Origin of the sequence: Pseudomonas defluvii (assembly GCF_001695625.1) — a bacterium.
In the GTDB taxonomy this organism is placed as follows: Bacteria; Pseudomonadota; Gammaproteobacteria; order Pseudomonadales; family Pseudomonadaceae; genus Aquipseudomonas; species Aquipseudomonas defluvii.
In genome coordinates, this window is the sequence record NZ_MBPN01000333.1 from 1 (window position 1) to 413 (window position 413).

The following is a 413-nucleotide window of genomic DNA, read 5'->3' on the forward strand; positions in this document are numbered from 1 at the left end:
ACCCGCAGCTACACCCTGCGCCAACTGCGGGACGGCTGGTTGTATGTCTGGGACAGCGTCGACAAGACCTTCCACGAGTACCAGGTCATCGGGCGGCTGTTTATCCGCCACACCTGGACCGCATTGGAAATTGGCCAGGACCTGCGAACCAACCCCGGCGAATCACGGCCGTACCTGCTTTACCCACGCCGCAGCATCTTGCACCTGGCCTTTTCGCCGGTGCAATGGACCTGGCGGCTGTGCGAGGCCATGCGTTCCGGTGGCCTGAAAACGCCCTGGTTGCGCGACCTCGACCTGCCGGACTACTGCGACACCTACCAGGTTGCCCACGGTGCGCCACTGGTGCAACTGGGCCAGAGCGTGGCCGATATCCGCGTACAGGACCAGCCTGCACCGAACCTGCTCAGCACCAC

At 63.9% G+C, this 413-nt stretch carries 1 protein-coding gene; it reads left to right on the top strand.

Going from position 1 to position 413, the window contains the following annotated elements; genetic code table 11:
* Positions 1–413 (top strand): toxin VasX (locus tag EKA13_RS28045; protein ID WP_342671866.1); only part of this gene is annotated, 413 nt, incomplete at both ends.